Source organism: Rickettsiales bacterium Ac37b, assembly GCA_000746585.2.
Classification (GTDB): domain Bacteria; phylum Pseudomonadota; class Alphaproteobacteria; order Rickettsiales; family Arcanibacteraceae; genus Ac37b.
In genome coordinates, this window is sequence record CP009217.2 from 982,863 (window position 1) to 1,000,814 (window position 17,952).

Genomic DNA, 17,952 nt, shown 5'->3' on the forward strand with positions numbered 1-17,952 from the left:
TAAATAATATTAAAATAGTTGATAATTGACATAAGGCAGATAAACCAAAACCTAGCAATTAGTTATACTACCGGACAAAAAATGTAAAGAAATGATGGAGTAATAAAAAAAAGCAATTCCTCTTGGTCATACCCGTGAAAACGGGTATTTATAGTTTTTTAATTTGTAATAGGGACACCGTCATTCGGTTAGCTTATGTAGCTACAAGTATACTTCGCACCTTGTTTCTACCCCTATTACCAATTAATTCGCTATAGTGAAGTTTGGTCCATATTACTAGATTACCGCATGCGTGAGTATGACAAAAAAGAGTATATCTTATATATAGCCTATCTTACAATTTTTTGTCCGGTAGTATGAGCAATTAGTAGACTTTACTCCTTAGTATCAACCTTCAACTGTTTTTACTATAAGCATTGATACTTTCTGCCAAAAAATTTCTTCTAATTTTATGTTGTAGAATTTATTTACACTTACAAAGCCTGTAGGAGACGTAATATTAATTTCAGTTATATACTCATTTATAAAGTCAAGCCCTGCTAGAAATAAGCCTCTTTTTTTCAGTTCTAATCCTACAATATTGCAAATATATTTTTCATGAGAAGTGAGCTCAGCAGCACATGCTATGCCTCCTGCTGCTAAATTAGAAACAATTTTCCCTGACTCAGGTATTCTAGAAAATGCTCCTACTAATTCCCCATCAATTAAAATAGCACGTTTATCGCCATATTTTACCTCTGGTAGATATTGTTGTATTATTAATGGAGTGGAATATAGCTTCATATACATATTTATAAGGCTGTCCAGATTATCATCATTATGGGTTAAATGTATAATATCCTGCCCACCATAGCAATATAAGGGCTTTAGAACAACTTCATTATGTTTATTTTTAAATTCTTTAATTAATTGTATATTATTTGTAATTAAGGTAGGAGGCATAAATTGCTGGAAATTATGAACAAAAATTTTCTCAGGGCAATTTCTGATTTCAGTAGGATTATTAATCACTAGTACTTTAGAAGATAAATGTTCAAGAATATATGTAGTAGTGAGATAAGTCATGTCAAAAGGAGGATCTTGTCTTATTAGAATTACCTGCATAGTGCTTAAATCAAGCAATTCTGGAGGGCTTAATTTATAGGCTTTGTGCTCCTGACCAAAAGTTAATTGCTGTACGTAAGCCATAACTTTACTTTGGTTAAGGGCTAAGTTTGTAGGGTTATAATAATGGATCTTATATCCTCTAAGATAAGCCTCGTAAGCAAGTAATATGGTTGTATCAGTTAGAAAGTTTATGTTAGCTAGAGGATCCATTTGGATCGCTATATTTATTGTCATATTACCCTATGTGTTCTAAATAATTACAGTTATTATGTTGATTATTACACCATTTATTTAATATTTGCTTTATATCTTTTTGTTTTATAGGTTTTGCTATATAATCATCCATGCCATAAGCTAAACATTTTTCACGGTCACCTATTAAAGCATTAGCGGTCATGGCTATAATAATCAGATGATTTTTGGGATATTTATTCCGTAAAATAGTAGTAGTCTCATATCCATCCATATGCGGCATTTGGCAATCCATAAATATTAAATCGTAGCAATATTGTTCTATCATTTGAATAGCTTCCTGTCCACTACTTGCAATATTTACTTTACACCCAAATTTTTCTAGAATTTTTTGTGTTAAACGTTGATTGGGAGGATAATCTTCTACTACTAAAATATTAAGATCTAGATTGGTATTAGAAGAGGTAAGAGGTGTAGTTATCTGAGTGTACTCTTGGATAGAAGAATTACCCAATGTATTATTTAAGGTAGCTAATAAATTACTAGCATAGATAGGCTTTACTATAAATGCATCGAAATAATGTTGAGTGGTTAAGGAAAAGCTATTTAATTGATCAATACTAATAATAGCTATTAACTTTATATTATTACGCCCAGAGTGTGTATACATATAGGAACCAAACTCTAGTAACGATAGATCCTTGATTATATTATTAATAATAACAAAGTTGTATATCTTATTAGAGTTTGTCAAGATATCTAGAGCTTGGTAAGCAGAAATAGCAAAATCAATTTCCATACTAAAAATTTTTACATATTCCTTTATTATATTATGATTCTCAATATATGGATCTATAAATAGTATTTTTTTATTTATTAAGGGGTGCATTAGATCTTGCTTAGGAGCTGGGGTAGCCAATATAGCGGTGTTTATAGAAAAATAGAATGTAGATCCCTTAGATAGTTCGCTTTTTACTCCGATAGTGCCTCCGAATAATCCTACTAGTTTTTTACATATAGCAAGTCCTAGACCTGTACCTCCATATTGTCTGGTAGTAGATTCATCTGCTTGTGTAAAATTCTCAAAAATTTTATCTAACTTGTTATTTAATATACCAATGCCGTTATCTTTAATTTCAATTAATAAATCTATTGAATGATCATTTTGTGCTACTTTAATAATATTAATTAATATATAGCTATCATTAGAAAATTTAATTGCATTGCTAAGTAAGTTAATAATAATTTGTCGTAATTTAATGGTGTCTGTAATTAATGTAGGTAAATCTATAGGATAAGATACTAAAATGTCTAAATTGTTTTCAGTTGCCCTAGGTGTAAGCAGTTGTATAACTTCAGTAAGTAATACCCTTAGATCAATGGGTGAGATGTTAATAGTTAATTCGCCTGATTCAATTTTTGACAAATCTAAAATATCATTAATAATTTCAATCAATAAATCACTAGAATTATGTATAGCTTGAGCATATTTTCGCTGCTCTCGAGTGAGTTCTGTATTTAATAACAATTCTACCATGCCTATAACACTATTCATGGGTGTTCGAATTTCATGACTCATATTAGCCAAGAATTCGCTTTTAGCTTTATTAGCATTATCTGCTTTTTTACGCTCTTGTTCGAGCTCATGTGTATATAATGCTAGCCGTTGTGCTGTGTGTTTACGTTCTGTAATGTCATGCACACTAGCTACAATCATAATTTCTTGATTAATTTTTATTGTATTGATCCCAATGTCTATAAAAAGGGTAGAGTCATTTTTACGTATAGCCTCTATATCATCGATTTGGGTAGTTTTATGTTGGGAAGGCGTAAAGAGAAAACGTATGTATCCTAAGTATTTCTTTAAGTATGGTTTGGGTATTAATATTTTGATATGTTGATTAATTAATTCTTCAGATGTATACCCAAAAATACGTTCAATGGCTGGATTAATGGATTGAATCATACCTTGTGCATTAAATATAATAATACCATCTACCATCGTATATAATATAGTACTTAATCTATATTGATTTTCTTCAAGAGTTTCTTTTGCCTTTTCTAATTCTGTTGTACGCTCGCTTACCAATGTTTGAATTTGCGTATTGCGATTAATTAGATAATATAACAGCATCTCAATTAAAGTAGTAATAAACATCCCGTATAGCAAAATGATCCAAGGAGGCCAATTATTATGAACGGTATTAAAATAATGTTTTGTTGGTATAAATACTAATTTCCAAGATCTAGATAATAATTTAAGATATTCAATATGTGCAAAAGTAAGTGAATTATTGGTAAAATTATAGTTAAGTGATAATTTTTTAGAACCAGAAAATTTAGAAAAATGCTTATCTGTATAATATATATGCTGAGCACTGTTTTTGCTAGTTTCATCATATATGTGGATTACAAATTCATTTTCCATATGATTATTCCATTTTAATATAGTCTCAAAAAACTCCCCTAAGTCTAGTACCCCAATTAAAAACTTTGGTGATATATCGCCATATGTATTAGTTAATTGAGTAGATACAGGTATAATTATAGCAATTTCATTGTTATAATTTTTGTAATATGAAAAAGGCGCTGTTGCTATAGGTTGTATAATGGGATAATTTGCTTCAAATGTCTGTATAATATTGGATATTAAATTTTGCTTTCCTTGTTCAGTTGGGAAATAGCGATTTTGTGGTTTATGAAGCCACGTAATTTCATGCTCAAAATTAGAGTCGTATTTTGGAGAAAACCAGGCTAAAGTAGTAAATTGTTTTTTGTTAAAAATATACTGAATTAAAAATTGTAATTTATTGTTATCTACATCTAATTCTTTTGCATATAGTTTTGCTAGTAGCTCTAATTCGCGTATATGGCTATTTAATTCATTACGGAGCAAAACGCGCGTTGTACGTGTGTTAGCATAGAAATGCTCTTTATTTTTTTTATGAAGATTTTGTAGGGCAAATATAAAAGCAAAGAGTGAAATGGAGACGCCTATAAAAAAAGTTATTATAAGCATTTTATAATGCTTTATAAAAGTAATATAGTTTCTATAAGGTATGTTTATAACCATGCTTTTAAATTATGTTAAAAATTGAGAAAATATTATACTAAAAGAAGCTTTGATGTAGACATTAGCACATAAAAGTTAGCCTACTAATTGTAGTATTTTTCCCTATACCTACAACTTCTCTTATTATATTTATTTTTTTAAATATAATAGGTTGTGTTGTAATAATAAACATATAATATTATAAATATAGTTTAAGCAGTTTAAAAATTACTTTATTGCCCGTTAGTCATGTAGAATTGCTTTTGCTGTATTGTATAGAGTTGTAATATTGATATATGTCAAAACAAAATGAAATTAGAAATAATGCTGTAGATAGTGATTATGAGCTAATAACATATGTGTTGTCGCATGATTTAAAAAAGCCGCTACGTGTATTAGATACAGAATACGCTGAGTTGGTAACATTACTTAAAAATAAACATATTTTTTTAGGTAATATATATTTGCACGAGATAGAAGCAGCTATTCAGGATATGAAGATTTTGATAAATGCTTTGCTTGAATATATGAATTTGCGTAATCATCCTGTTATGTTAACAGTGGTAAATTGTGACAATATTATTTTGAAGGCAATCAGTAATTTATCAGAGCAAATTATAGCTAGTAATGTTACTGTTAATTATGCAAACGAACTTCATACTATAGTTGGTTCAGAAAAATATTTGATTTATGTCTTTAGAGAATTAATAGAAAATGCAATAAAATTTAGAAAAAAAGATGTAGATACTGTTATTACTATTAGCTGTATTGAGTATAAAGATAAAATTCAATATATTGTTGAGGATAATAGTATAGGAATTGAAGAAGAGTTTTTTGAAATAATATTTACGCTTTTTCAAAGATTGCATACAAAAGAAGAGGTTATAGGATATGGCATTGGCCTAGGGATGTGTAAAAGAATTATAGAAGTATGTGGCGGTACAATAAATCTGGAATCAGAGGTAGGAAAAGGAAGTAAATTTTATCTGAATTTTAGAAAATCTTAGCTATTGGCTCAAGAAAATAAGTTAACATAAATGGAGAATTATATGTCATATATTGCAAGTAATATATCATTGTTGCTAATAGAAGATTTAATTGGGGATGCTAAGGCTATTACTAAAGCACTTGCGTATCAAGAAAGTCGTAATTATTTTAATATAGTGACAGCTCACAGATTAAAAGATAGTATTAATATTCTTAATTCAGAAAAAATAGACATAATATTGTTAGATCTATCTTTACCTGATGCAAAAGATATTAAGGCTCTGGTAGAATTAAAAGCTTTATTTCCATCTATGCCTATTATTGTAATCAGTGATCATTCTGATGAGCGTATGATTAATAGAGTGATGGAAAATGGTGCTGATTATTTTTTATCGAAGAGTGAATCTAGCGGTATTATTATTAAGAAAGCTATAAATGAAGTTTTAAGTTGTAAATTTCATAATGCAATGATAGTTTAAGAAGACATTCCAACTGATTTTCTATATATGTCTATCTTAATGGTCGGGGATATTTTACCTATTACATTACAAGTTATCACTCAAAGAATGAAGGAATTTGAGCCTTTTGAGGATCAGCCTATAATAGCGGTTGCATTATCTGGAGGGATAGATTCTATGGCGCTAACTTATTTGCTTACAGAATGGGTGTATAATAAAAAAGGGAAAATAATAGCTATTACAGTTGATCATGGATTGCGTGCGGAATCTGCGAGTGAAGCGCAATTAGTAGGTGCTCAATTATTAAGATATGGTATAGAACATATTATCTTACGCTGGGATAACCCCATTAAGCCAACGAGTAATATACAAGCTCACGCTAGAAAGGTGCGTTATGAGTTACTTACTAACTGGTGCCAAGAAAATAATATTTTACATTTATGTATTGCGCATAATCAAGAGGACCAAATTGAGACATTTTTAAATAATATTGATCGAGGTAGTGGTATTGATGGGTTATCTGCTATGTATAAAATTAGTTATTTTAATAACATTAGAATTATTAGACCTTTTTTGAATATTTCTAAAGCGAGCTTAAAGCATTATTTAGAAGTAAATAACTATGTATGGTATGAAGATCCATCTAATAAAAGTGATAAATATCAACGCAATAGATTAAGAAAAATTTTACTCGCTTATGGAGGTGATGAATCGTTATTAACTAAACGTTTAAACTCTACAATTGACAATATGCAGAGAGTGCGTAATAGTATAGAAAATAGTGTAAGCAGAGAAGCAATAAATGCCATACGTATTTATACAGAAGGTTATGCTAGAATATTAGTTGAAAAATTTCTTAAGATAGATCCAGAAGAATCTTTATGTTTATTATCACGGTTAATAACAACAATTTCTGGGAATGAAAAAAGGCCACGATTTAAAAGTATTAATTTATTAAGATCTGTAATCATAAATAATAAAATTTTTAATACACTTACTTTAGGTAATTGTAAAATATCATTAACTAGAGACAAAAATGAAATATTAGTGTATCGTGAAGCGGTAAAACATAATATAAATACTATTTTAATAGATAATAATTCTATGATGTGGGATAATAGGTTTTTGGTTGTTACTAATGAAATAAATGGGCATTCTGATCACGATATAACAATAAATTATTTACTCTGTGAAGGACTGTCTATATATATGAAAAATCAAAATAGTTTATTATATAATAAAAATATGCCAAAAAGCGTTATGGCAACTTTGCCAGCTCTTAGGATACTTGATAAAGTAGTTGCCATTCCCCATATAGATTATTATGAATATGAATGGTTAAAGAATAATATAAAGATAGATTTTAATCCAGTTACGCCACTTACACGTATGATATAAGAAAGGTAGGTTTGTTTTATTATGAAAAATGCAGGCAAGAATTTAATTTTTTGGATAGTATTATTAGGGCTATTAATAGTTGTATATGATCTATTTCATGACAATATTACTCATGAAAGCTATGGAAATATGGCTTTTTCTGATTTTTTGAATAAAGTTGATGAAGGGCAAGTAAATAGCGTCTTAATTCAAGGACGTGATATTGAAGGTAAATTCCAAGATGGAACACGTTTTACTACTTATGCTCCTGAATATCCTGCATTAGTAGAGAAACTCAAAAATCATAATATAAGAATTGAAGCAGCACCACGTGAGAGTAAAATGAACTCTTTACTTGGTGTATTATTATCATGGTTTCCTATTTTATTACTGATCGGAGTATGGATCTTCTTCATGAAGCAAATGCAAGGTGGAGGTGGTAGAGCGATGGGATTTGGAAAATCTAGGGCTAGGTTACTAACTGAGAAAAGTGTAAAAGTTACATTTAATGATGTTGCGGGTATTGATGAGGCTAAGGAAGAGTTATTAGAAATAGTCGATTTTTTAAAAGATCCAAGTAAATTCCAGTCTGTAGGTGGCAAAATACCGAAAGGTTGTTTATTAATAGGCCCTCCAGGTACTGGTAAAACTCTACTTGCGCGTGCTATTGCTGGTGAAGCAAATGTGCCATTTTTTACAATTTCTGGGTCTGATTTTGTTGAAATGTTTGTAGGGGTTGGTGCAAGTCGTGTTCGTGATATGTTTGAACAAGCTAAAAAAGGAGCGCCTTGTATAGTATTTATTGATGAAATAGATGCAGTTGGGCGTCATAGAGGGATAGGACTTGGCGGTGGTAATGATGAACGTGAACAAACTTTGAATCAGCTATTAGTCGAAATGGATGGATTTGAAGCTAATGAAGGCGTAATAGTGATAGCGGCAACTAATCGTCCAGATGTGTTAGATCCCGCATTGCTGCGTCCTGGTAGATTTGATAGACAAATTACAGTACCGCCACCTGATATAGTTGGGCGTGAGCAAATTTTAAAAGTGCATTTGAAAAAAGTAATTTTAGGTCCAGATGTTGAAGCACGTACTATTGCTCGAGGTACTCCAGGATTCTCAGGTGCTGACCTTGCAAATCTGGTAAATGAAGCAGCTCTACTTGCGGCTCGTAATAATAAGAAAGTCGTGACCATGCATGAATTAGAATCAGCCAAAGATAAGGTAATGATGGGGGCAGAACGTAAGTCTATGGTGATGAGTGAAGAAGAAAAAAAATTAACAGCTTATCATGAGGGGGGACATGCTATTGTAGCTATTTTTTGTCCTGCCTCTGATCCTATTCATAAAGCTACAATTATTCCGCGTGGTAGGGCGCTAGGCTTAGTTATGAGATTACCGGAAAGTGATAGATTTTCAGTAACAAGGGAAAAATTAAAAGCAGATATAGCAGTTGCTATGGGTGGACGTGTTGCCGAAGAATTGATATTTGGATATGAAAAAGTAACAAGCGGTGCTTCATCTGATATACAGCAAGCTACAAAAATGGCATCAGCTATGGTAACTGAATGGGGTATGAGCGATAAAATAGGCCCCTTGTTTTATGGTAAGGAGGGGCAAGATATGTACCTTGGCAGTGCTGGAACTCAAAAACACAAATCAGAATCTATTACTAGTATTATTGATAGTGAAATTAAAATAATAGTTGAAGAAGGATATAATTTAGCCAAAGATATATTAAATAAGCATATTGATAAATTGCATAAATTAGCTAATGCTTTATTAGAATATGAGACATTAACTGGTGATGAAATTAAAGATGTTACAGAAGGTAAGCCAATTAAACGTGTAGAGAACCTAGAAAATAATAATATTAAGCAATCTTCTATTCCGAAAACTAAAACTGGTACAGATATGAATGATGCTAATCCACAGCAAGCTTAAGTAAAGGATTATAAAATATTATGGCTAAGAAATTTTTTGGTACCGATGGGATTAGAGATACTGCAAACCAGGGCGTGATGACTGCTGAAGTTGCCTTGCAATTAGGGATGGCAGCAGGTGGCATTTTTACTAATGGTGGGCATAGGCATAGAGTGATTATAGGAAAAGATACTAGGTTATCGGGTTATTTGATAGAGTCAGCATTAACTGCAGGTTTTATTTCAGTAGGGATGGATGTAGTAATGGTAGGGCCTATGCCTACTCCTGCTGTTGCAATGCTAACTAGATCTTTGCGTGCAGATTTAGGAGTAGTGATTTCTGCATCTCATAATCCTTACTATGATAATGGCATTAAGTTATTTGGTCCGGATGGATTTAAATTATCAGATAAAGTTGAATTACGCATTGAAAAATTAATGCATCATAGACATTTAGAAAGCTTTTTAGCAAAGCCACGTAATTTAGGTAAGGCGAAACGTCTTGATGATGCTCCAGGTAGATATATAGAATTTGTTAAAAACACCTTCCCTAAAGGAAAAACTTTAGATGGATTGAAGATTGTTATAGATTGTGCTAATGGTGCAGCTTATAGTCTAGGACCAACTATATTACAGGAGCTAGGCGCTGAATTAATACCCATAGCTGTTACTCCAGATGGATTTAATATTAATAATGAATGTGGTTCTTCATTTCCTACCCTTTTAATAGAAAATGTTAAAAAGCATAATGCTAATCTTGGTATTGCCCTTGATGGAGACGCTGATAGATTACTTGTAGTGGATGAATGTGGCAATGTTATAGATGGAGACCAAATTTTAGCAGCTATAGCTGGTTATTTTCATGCTAATGAAATGTTAACTTGCAATAAAGTTGTAGCTACCATTATGTCAAATCTTGGTCTTGAATATTATTTAAGAAAACTTAAATTATCCCTAGTACGTACAAAAGTTGGTGATAGATATGTTGCTGAGGCTATGCAAAAATATAAGAGTAATGTAGGGGGTGAGCAATCTGGTCACATTATATTAGGGAATTATAATACTACAGGTGATGGGTTAATAGCTGCACTGCAATTATTAGCTATAATGGTAGAAGATGATAAATGTGCTAGTGAAATTTGTCCTGCCTTTGAGCCATTGCCTCAAATACTACGTAATGTGTCCTATAATAAATTAATTGATTTAAGTAGCCTAAAACTACAGAAGCTTATTAAAGAAAGTAATAATAAGCTTAGTGGTAAAGGTAGATTGATAATTAGAAAATCTGGTACTGAGCCTTTAATTAGAATAATGGCCGAAGGAGAAAATGAAACATTAATTAAACAATTAGTGGATGATATAGAAAATGAATTAAGAGGATAATTAATAGGGAGTAGAAATATGATTAAAGTAGGTGTAGCTGGATGTACAGGTCGTATGGGAATATATGTAATGAAGGCAGTACTTGATAATGATAAGCTTTCCTTAGCTGGGGCTACTACTCGTGCTAATAATCCTTATATAGGTGAAGATGTAGGAATGCTGGTATCTACTAATCCTATCGGTATTAAAATTGATAATGATTATGAAGCACTTTGTCAAAATTCTGATGTTATTATAGATTTTACGACTCCTGAAGCAAGTTTACATTTAAGTAATATTAATTCCTATTATAAAAAAAGCCATATCATAGGAACAACAGGTTTTATTGTAGAGCAGAAGAAATTACTTTTAGAATATGCTCGTAATAATGTATTAGTAATATCTGCTAATATGAGTATTGGTATTAATTTACTCAGTAAATTAATAAGGCAGGCTGTAAAATCGTTACCAGTTAACGATTTTGATATTGAAATTATTGAAAAACACCATCGTAATAAAAAGGATGCTCCATCTGGGACGGCATTATTGCTTGGTAGTGTTATAGCAGAAACTCAAGGTGTAAATTTATCAGAGAAAGTAGTATTAAATAGATTAGGGGATATTAAGCGCAAGAACGGAGAAATAGGCTTTTCTGTAGTTAGAGGAGGAGATATAATAGGGGAACATACCGTACTATTTGCTGGTATTGGAGAGCAGATTGAAATTGTCCATAAGGCTACAGATAGATCTATATTCGCTAAAGGTGCCATTAGAGCTGCACTATGGTCAGTTAATCAGGCGCCAGGATTATATTCTATGGAAGACGTACTAGGCTAAAAATATATCAATATTTAAGTTTTTAGCTGTATTTGTTTGACAATTCTTGATAATCTAACCATCTATATTGCGCGTCTGAACTGCTAGTACCACGCATTATATCAATTATTTTATAACCTTTAAGTGATAATGTAATCCTACGTAAATCATAGGCGAATAGGCTAAATATTATATTTATACAAAGTTGTAATACTGCGCCTCCTATTTCTGTAATGATTTGGGAGTGCATTGTATTACCTATTAGTATATTAATGCCTAACAATATTAGCGCTATCAACCACATACGATGATATAATGCCCAGAAAATACCAAAGATTAGCGCTGTAAGGCAAAAATTTCCTTCTTTAATCAACACGGCATTATTAAAATCATTATTTTTTACATGTATAGTGTATATATTTGACATTAGGTACCTATTACTGTTAATACGGCAATATTGTCCTGATCTCTGATAATCATCTTATTGCCGGAACTAGCATTTTGTTCATAATCCTCGGTGCGTATTAAAGCTAAACCTATATTACTATAACTTGAGCATATTATTCCAACTTTATTTTCTCCTATGTATATATCATTACCTAATTCTGGTATACTAGTATCAGATTTCACTCGTATAATTTTTTTTCTTATGGACCCACGGTGTTTAGTACGTGAGGTTAGTTCTTGTCCTATATAGCAGCCTTTATTAAAGTCTATAGCATTAAGTAAATCAAATCCATATTCTAAAGGAAAGGATTTGCCGGGAATCAAGTCTTTGTCACCTTCCGGTATATTATTTTGAATACGCAAGTGATCATATGGATCAGATGAGGGCTTAAAACCCCAATCTTTAAAAAATTGTATAGCAGTATTAGTAGGTAGCACAGTACGGGCCCCCATTAATGTAGTTCTGGGATCAACATATACATAGCCATTCATAAAGCTTTTGCTATATCCTGGTATGTCTGAAAGAGCTAATTCTGATAATAAATCATCGCCGTGTAGACTAAAAACTGTATATTGATCGGTTAAATCTTGAATTTGAACTGAGGATCTTAATTTATATATATTAAGTTTGCTAATAATTTCTTCCCGGCGTGCATATGAACAGTCTAGTATAATAGTATCGTTAAATAGCATGACAAAGAAATCACAAAAATATTTACCTTGAGGGGTAAGTAAACATGTATAAATTGAGTTATTAGCATTTACTTTATTGATATCATTTGAAATTAGATTTTGTAGAAAAGTTTTTGTATCTTCACCATGAATGCTAAAGGTAGCTCTATCCTTTAATATATTATAAAGCAAATTACTCATGGTATTGATCCTAACTCTTATTAATTTATATACCATTAATTTTATTATATTTGTCCAATATCTCAAGAGATATTTTATTTATAATGTTCAAATAAGCTAAAATACTAATAAAAATTATTATTACTCAATAGGTTTTACTAGTTTGTTTTGAAGAAAAGTAAAGATTTTTTATACTCCTATACATTTTCTTCTAAAACAAACTATTTTGCTACTTTTTGGTTAACCTTTACTCAGGGCTTCAATCTCCTTATTTTTATAAGTGGTTAGTTTATCAATAAATTGAGCAAAAGCCCCATTACCAAGCACATTTGCACAGGTAATAATTGGATCAAATAAAATATATAGGGTAGTAATTATAGGCATCATATCGGTATTAAAGCCAAGATGTTGATTTAATATAGGTAACATCACAATAATACCACCTCCGGGTATGGCTGCTACGGAGAATTTTGCTATGACAAAATACAGCGCAAAAATTACATATTGCATTAGACTAGGCTCAGCTAAGCCAAAACTTTTAATAATAGCATAAGCGAGTATCGGTATAGCAAAGCAATCACCAATTAAATGTATATTAACTGTTATAGGAATTACAGAACGTATTATATGTTTATTTTTAGCATTATTTTCTGCACCTATAATAGTAAGAGGCATACTTGCTGCACTAGACATACTGCTAAAAGCGCTAATTGCAGCAGGTAGCATATTTTTAATATTATTTAAAAAAGCTGTAAAAGATAAGTGATTTAATAAATAATATAATATAAAAATGTAAGTAAACTGCGCAAGTGCTATAATTAAAAAGATAAGGCTATATTCTTTTAGAATTAGTAAAGCTTTTCCGTCATATTGCAATTTAACTATAAAACCTACTATGAACATAGGAATTATATAAATAATAGCTTTTAATATAGAGGCTATGTATTTTTCAAGATATTCTAAAAATTTTGTTAAGAAGGGTGATTTTGACTTAGAGCATAGTATTCCTGCTATAATACTTGCAAACATTGCATGATCATTATCAAGTATTTTAGGTAAATTAAAAGACCATAAAGCTTGTAAATCAAGGCCATTTTGAGGCAATATTATAGAAAAATCAAATTTATACACCCATGCACCTACATAATGGCTAATCATAGTAGAGCAAAAGTTAGAAACACATACTAAAGCTATAATACTTACTATAATTTTGGTTGTGTTAGTAGCAAGTGCTATAGAAGTTTTAAATAATAGACCAAAAATTATAAAAGGTAATAAAAATGTAATAATAGACTTAATGCTAAGGCTTATAGAATATAAGAATTGCTTATACTGTAGAGGAATGATGGGGTTTAATATTACAATCAATACAATTAGTATTAATAGAATAAAAGGCATTTTATGAAACATATCTGATTGCTCCTTTTCAGAAGTAAATTTGTAAATAAAAAATAAAATATAAAAGGAAATAAAGTATGGTTACCGGCTTAGGCCGGTTGTTGCGGTAGCTGTGGTAGATATGTTTTGAAGATTAAAATAATTTTTATACATTTTGCCTTTGTTAAAAAAACGCTTTAAATTTTATTGTACTGAAAAATGCATAAATATTCAATATATAAAATTAATTATTGTCAATATTATTAAAAAATACAAAAAACTCGATCTTCTCTTAATAAAAATTTATTACAATTATATTAATAAATAAAAATTAGTCTAAAAATTGCTTATTTTTTAGAAAGTTGAAATAATGATATTATTTAAGGAGATTTATGGCTTATATACCAGCTTATATATTAGAAAGTAATAAAGAACAATTTGTTGATAATAACCAATATATACAGATTACAAATTGGAATTTATACTTAATTATAAGAAGAGAGGGATTTTTTTTAGTAAGGGATAAAAATAATCCAGAAAAGATTTTATTAACTACAGATAATTTATTTTCGCGAGACTCATCCGGTGTATATATTAATCAAAATGGATTAGAGTTACTAGGACATGACTCACGCAAAATTTTTGTACCAAGGGAAATTGATCAGTTAGAAGTTGTGTCAATACCTAAACATATATCTAAGGCTACAAGTTTTATAAGTATAGAAACAAATTTAAATAGGGCAACTTCGGATCAAGGAACATCTTTATATAATGCTACTAATCCTGAATGTAATATGGCGAGTGGAAAAATTGCTCCTCATTTTTCTGAAGATGTATTGGTTTATGATGAGTTTGGTATCGATCATAATATAAGAATAAGTTTCTTAAAAACAGAGACTAATGTATGGCAAACTGAAATATATTCATTATATCCCAAAGAATTGGCTGATCCATCAAATAAATTTGGGCAAATAGATTATGGTATATTAATGTTTAATGAGTATGGCACTTTAAGTGATCCTGATAAGAAAATAGAAATTGCTTGGAGTAATGGTAGTAAGAGTTCGCAAATTCTTCTATACTTAGGTCATGTAATGGATAGAGATAATAACGGTGTCTATGGTATGCTTACAGGAATAACCCAATTAGATCATCCAAGTACTATGAACTATATAAGTAATGGTTATGCGCCTGGGGAACTTATTTCTGTAGAAATGTCTCTGTGGCAAATAATAGCTGATTATACTAATGGTTGTAGGATACTAAGTTACGATTTACCTGTAGCTAAAGTTAATTGTTCTTCTTGTTTAGTAGAGTATAATAAGGATACTTATGAATATATAGAAGAATCAGCTGAAGATTTAATCCTAGAGTGGCCTAGCTATGCGTGGTTTGAAGCGATTCTTAAAGGAGAGTTAGAATTCCATGATATAAATAATTTCTTTGAAAAATTTTAAAGAAAGCTTAGGGAACTAAATATAGGTTCCCTAAATTAAGTCACTATTCTACAGGTGCTGCTTGACGACGTCTTCTATCTGGTTTAATTTTTTTTGGTCTGACGTAAGTCATTTTATGTGCAATATATTCACTCACATTGCTATTTAATTCATCAATTTTTTCTCTAAAAAAATGGTCAGCTCCACTAATAATACGATAATCAATATCAGAATTACGTTGTTTTGAAAGTTTTTCTACAAATGATGAAACAGATTCTTCTGGAACAATACTATCTCTATCTCCTTGTACTATAATGCCTGGCGCTGGACAATGAGATAAGAATGAAAAATCATATTTATTTACAGGAGGAGAAATAGCTACAAATCCTTGCACTTCGGGCCTGCGCATTAGGATTTGCATTGCAATCCATGCACCGAATGAAAAGCCACTAATACAAAAATTAGTAGTATTAGGATTTTGCAATTGCAGCCAGTCTAAAGCCATAGCAGCATCACTTAGTTCTCCAATACCATTATCAAAACTACCTTCTGAATTACCTACACCACGAAAATTGATTCTTAGGACAGAAAAATCGTTATTTGCAAAACATTGAAAAACGTTATATACAACTTTATTATTCATAGTACCACCATGTAAAGTATGGGGATGTAATACTAAAGCTGCTGGTGCGTTTTCATTTTTACTAGGTGTATATCGTCCTTCCAAGCGTCCTTCTGAACCGTTAATAATTACTTCGGCCATATTTTAATTCCTCCGATAAGCCTATTTAATAAGTTAGTAAATAAAATCGCAAAAATTCTTTAATGATTAGTTGACTAATTTACTCAAGTATTTATATTATAGATTAGTATAAAAATTTTATTTTTCTTTTAATAATTCAGATTAAAGAGCTAATACTAGCAAGATTAATGGTATTATTCAAGAATATACTTTTAAAATAGGCAAATAAAGCCTTTATAAAATAAGTAATTAATATGATATTAGGTAGTAAAGGTAGATACGCTGTAATGGCTATGGTTGAGATAGCTATGCAAGATAATTTAGGTTTACCCATGAGTTTGGATAAAATCGCTATTAGGCAAAATATAAAACTTAATTATTTAGAGCAGATTTTTATGAAATTACGTAAAAATGGGTTGGTACGATCTTCTAAGGGACCAGGAGGAGGCTATATCTTGAATAAAAATAGTGCTGAAATTTCTATAGCAAGTATTGTAGAAGCTGTAGAGGAGCCAATAAAGATGGTGCGATGTGATAATCAGCCAGGTATGGGTTGTATGCCAAATGGAAAAAGATGTGTTACTCATGATTTATGGGATGGATTAAGTAATCAAATATTTATATATCTTAATTCTATATCTCTACAAGATCTTTCTAATAACGCTAAGAGTCTATAGGAATGGTGATATATTTAGATAATAATGCTACAACGTTTGTAAGACCAGAAATAAATGAATTTATGTATAGTATTTATAAATATCCATATAATGCTTCTTCAACTCATGTATATGGGAGGCAAGCACGAAATTTGATAGAAGATTCACGTGCCAAAATTCAACAAGCTATTGGAGATGAAAAACAAAATAAATATAGAATAATTTTTACCAGTTCTGGTACTGAAGCTAATAATTTAGTAATACAAAATTATCAAAGTAATTATGCTATCTTAGTATCAGCTATAGAGCATTCATCTATTTTAAAGGCAGTAGAATCTAGTCATAATTTACAATTTGTAGAGGTGGATAAGCAAGGACTAATTAAACTTAATGTTTTAGAAGAAAAATTAGCAGAAACAGTTGAGAAAAAACTAGTTTCTATTATGTTTGCTAATAATGAAACCGGTGTAATACAAAACATAAAATCTATAGCAAAACTGGTACATAAATATCAGGGGTTAATTCATTGTGATGCAGTACAGGGATTTAGTAAGGAAAAAATTGATATTAATGATTTAGATGTAGACATGATGACTATTTCAGCGCATAAATGTGGAGGACCCATTGGTGCAGCTTGTTTAATAGCAAAAACAGAAATTGGTCTACAGCCTATACTCGTAGGTGGGGCACAAGAATATAATATGCGCGCTGGTACTGAAAATATTGGTGCTATTGCAGGTTTTGGTAAAGTTGCAGAGAATATTAATGAAAATGTAATAAAGATGTCCTATCTGAAAGAACTAAGAGATTATATGGAAGAGCGTATAGTAGCTTATGCTTCTGATGCTTATATAGCGAGTCAGAAGGCTCCAAGGCTATCCAATACTAGTTGTATAATAATGCCCAATATGTCAAGTGATACCCAATTAATTCATTTTGATTTAGCTGGTATTGCTATAGGAAATGGTTCGGCGTGTACATCTGGTAGAACTACGAAATCACATGTATTAAGCGCTCTAGGCTTTGATAATAAAGAAGCTGGTTGTGCAATAAGGGTTAGCTTAGGAACGCATAATACATTAGAAGAAATAGAAATTTTTATTCAAGAGTGGAAAACTTTATATGATCGTTCTAAAACAAGTAATATAAATTAATTTAAGCAAGGT

General features: G+C 30.7%; 15 protein-coding genes. 9 read left to right on the forward strand and 6 right to left on the reverse strand.

Features of this window, described 5'->3' with window-relative positions; genetic code table 11:
* Nucleotides 1-387: 387 nt before the first annotated feature.
* Nucleotides 388-1,341 carry a Glutathione synthetase gene (gene gshB, locus NOVO_05015; GenBank protein AIL65377.1) on the reverse strand — a complete coding sequence of 318 codons (954 nt, stop codon included), beginning with the start codon at nucleotides 1,339-1,341 and terminating at the stop codon, nucleotides 388-390.
* 1 nt (nucleotide 1,342) lies between these two features.
* The gene (gene barA, locus NOVO_05020; GenBank protein AIL65378.1) at nucleotides 1,343-4,372 is read right to left on the reverse strand and encodes a Signal transduction histidine-protein kinase BarA; all 3,030 of its coding nucleotides are present in this window, start codon (nucleotides 4,370-4,372) and stop codon (nucleotides 1,343-1,345) included.
* 275 nt (nucleotides 4,373-4,647) lie between these two features.
* Here barA and cph1 point away from each other — a divergent pair, with 275 nt between their 5' ends.
* From cph1 to dapB, 6 genes are read left to right on the forward strand one after another with little or no spacing between them, the layout of a single operon-like run.
* A complete protein-coding gene (cph1, locus tag NOVO_05025) occupies nucleotides 4,648-5,358 on the forward strand; it encodes a Histidine kinase-like ATPase (GenBank protein ID AIL65379.1) in 711 nt (236 codons plus the stop codon).
* Between the two features lie 42 nt (nucleotides 5,359-5,400).
* Nucleotides 5,401-5,817, forward strand: a complete 417-nt coding sequence (gene rssB / locus NOVO_05030) for a Swarming motility regulation protein rssB (GenBank protein ID AIL65380.1) — start codon at nucleotides 5,401-5,403, stop codon at nucleotides 5,815-5,817.
* Between the two features lie 27 nt (nucleotides 5,818-5,844).
* Nucleotides 5,845-7,194: a tRNA(Ile)-lysidine synthase gene (gene tilS / locus NOVO_05035; protein AIL65381.1), complete on the forward strand. Its 1,350-nt coding sequence runs from the start codon at nucleotides 5,845-5,847 to the stop codon at nucleotides 7,192-7,194.
* 21 nt (nucleotides 7,195-7,215) lie between these two features.
* On the forward strand, nucleotides 7,216-9,120 hold the full coding sequence (gene ftsH, locus NOVO_05040; GenBank protein ID AIL65382.1) for an ATP-dependent zinc metalloprotease FtsH: 1,905 nt from the start codon (nucleotides 7,216-7,218) through the stop codon (nucleotides 9,118-9,120).
* 20 nt (nucleotides 9,121-9,140) lie between these two features.
* The gene (gene glmM / locus NOVO_05045; protein ID AIL65383.1) at nucleotides 9,141-10,481 is read left to right on the forward strand and encodes a Phosphoglucosamine mutase; all 1,341 of its coding nucleotides are present in this window, start codon (nucleotides 9,141-9,143) and stop codon (nucleotides 10,479-10,481) included.
* Between the two features lie 18 nt (nucleotides 10,482-10,499).
* A complete protein-coding gene (gene dapB, locus NOVO_05050) occupies nucleotides 10,500-11,297 on the forward strand; it encodes a Dihydrodipicolinate reductase (GenBank protein ID AIL65384.1) in 798 nt (265 codons plus the stop codon).
* 22 nt (nucleotides 11,298-11,319) lie between these two features.
* On the opposite strand, the gene NOVO_05055 is transcribed toward dapB, so the two are convergent.
* The 3 genes from NOVO_05055 to NOVO_05065 all read right to left on the reverse strand — a co-directional run bounded on the left by NOVO_05055 (nucleotide 11,320) and on the right by NOVO_05065 (nucleotide 13,985).
* Complete coding sequence (locus tag NOVO_05055) at nucleotides 11,320-11,703, reverse strand: hypothetical protein (protein AIL65385.1); 384 nt, start codon at nucleotides 11,701-11,703, stop codon at nucleotides 11,320-11,322.
* Nucleotides 11,703-12,596 carry an Aminomethyltransferase related to GcvT gene (locus NOVO_05060; GenBank protein ID AIL65386.1) on the reverse strand — a complete coding sequence of 298 codons (894 nt, stop codon included), beginning with the start codon at nucleotides 12,594-12,596 and terminating at the stop codon, nucleotides 11,703-11,705. Before NOVO_05060 ends, NOVO_05055 begins: the two co-directional genes overlap by 1 nt.
* Before the next feature lie 219 nt (nucleotides 12,597-12,815).
* The gene (locus tag NOVO_05065; GenBank protein ID AIL65387.1) at nucleotides 12,816-13,985 is read right to left on the reverse strand and encodes a Sodium:dicarboxylate symporter family protein; all 1,170 of its coding nucleotides are present in this window, start codon (nucleotides 13,983-13,985) and stop codon (nucleotides 12,816-12,818) included.
* 359 nt (nucleotides 13,986-14,344) lie between these two features.
* Here NOVO_05065 and NOVO_05070 point away from each other — a divergent pair, with 359 nt between their 5' ends.
* Nucleotides 14,345-15,409 (forward strand): Flagellar hook protein FlgE, encoded by a 1,065-nt coding sequence (locus NOVO_05070; GenBank protein AIL65388.1) that lies wholly within the window; start codon nucleotides 14,345-14,347, stop codon nucleotides 15,407-15,409.
* 43 nt (nucleotides 15,410-15,452) lie between these two features.
* On the opposite strand, the gene NOVO_05075 is transcribed toward NOVO_05070, so the two are convergent.
* Complete coding sequence (locus tag NOVO_05075; protein AIL65389.1) at nucleotides 15,453-16,151, reverse strand: Alpha/beta hydrolase family protein; 699 nt, start codon at nucleotides 16,149-16,151, stop codon at nucleotides 15,453-15,455.
* 233 nt (nucleotides 16,152-16,384) lie between these two features.
* On the opposite strand from NOVO_05075, the gene iscR reads away from it, so the two are divergent.
* Together iscR and nifS are read left to right on the forward strand one after the other, a co-directional pair.
* Nucleotides 16,385-16,807, forward strand: coding sequence for an HTH-type transcriptional regulator iscR (gene iscR, locus NOVO_05080; protein ID AIL65390.1), 423 nt, complete (start codon nucleotides 16,385-16,387; stop codon nucleotides 16,805-16,807).
* Nucleotides 16,808-16,809: 2 nt separating this feature from the next.
* Complete coding sequence (nifS, locus tag NOVO_05085; protein AIL65391.1) at nucleotides 16,810-17,940, forward strand: Cysteine desulfurase; 1,131 nt, start codon at nucleotides 16,810-16,812, stop codon at nucleotides 17,938-17,940.
* The last annotated feature ends 12 nt before the right edge of the window (nucleotides 17,941-17,952 follow it).

What these genes read in the sequence shown, in the direction of transcription:
- cph1 (AIL65379.1), top strand. Translation starts at nt 4,648, where the DNA reads ATGTCAAAACAAAATGAAATTAGAAATAATGCTGTAGATAGTGATTAT.
- NOVO_05075 (AIL65389.1), bottom strand. Translation starts at nt 16,151, where the DNA reads ATGGCCGAAGTAATTATTAACGGTTCAGAAGGACGCTTGGAAGGACGA.
- iscR (AIL65390.1), top strand. Translation starts at nt 16,385, where the DNA reads ATGATATTAGGTAGTAAAGGTAGATACGCTGTAATGGCTATGGTTGAG.
- NOVO_05055 (AIL65385.1), bottom strand. Translation starts at nt 11,703, where the DNA reads ATGTCAAATATATACACTATACATGTAAAAAATAATGATTTTAATAAT.
- nifS (AIL65391.1), top strand. Translation starts at nt 16,810, where the DNA reads ATGGTGATATATTTAGATAATAATGCTACAACGTTTGTAAGACCAGAA.
- glmM (AIL65383.1), top strand. Translation starts at nt 9,141, where the DNA reads ATGGCTAAGAAATTTTTTGGTACCGATGGGATTAGAGATACTGCAAAC.
- rssB (AIL65380.1), top strand. Translation starts at nt 5,401, where the DNA reads ATGTCATATATTGCAAGTAATATATCATTGTTGCTAATAGAAGATTTA.
- gshB (AIL65377.1), bottom strand. Translation starts at nt 1,341, where the DNA reads ATGACAATAAATATAGCGATCCAAATGGATCCTCTAGCTAACATAAAC.
- NOVO_05060 (AIL65386.1), bottom strand. Translation starts at nt 12,596, where the DNA reads ATGAGTAATTTGCTTTATAATATATTAAAGGATAGAGCTACCTTTAGC.
- NOVO_05065 (AIL65387.1), bottom strand. Translation starts at nt 13,985, where the DNA reads ATGTTTCATAAAATGCCTTTTATTCTATTAATACTAATTGTATTGATT.
- dapB (AIL65384.1), top strand. Translation starts at nt 10,500, where the DNA reads ATGATTAAAGTAGGTGTAGCTGGATGTACAGGTCGTATGGGAATATAT.
- barA (AIL65378.1), bottom strand. Translation starts at nt 4,372, where the DNA reads ATGGTTATAAACATACCTTATAGAAACTATATTACTTTTATAAAGCAT.
- ftsH (AIL65382.1), top strand. Translation starts at nt 7,216, where the DNA reads ATGAAAAATGCAGGCAAGAATTTAATTTTTTGGATAGTATTATTAGGG.
- tilS (AIL65381.1), top strand. Translation starts at nt 5,845, where the DNA reads ATGTCTATCTTAATGGTCGGGGATATTTTACCTATTACATTACAAGTT.
- NOVO_05070 (AIL65388.1), top strand. Translation starts at nt 14,345, where the DNA reads ATGGCTTATATACCAGCTTATATATTAGAAAGTAATAAAGAACAATTT.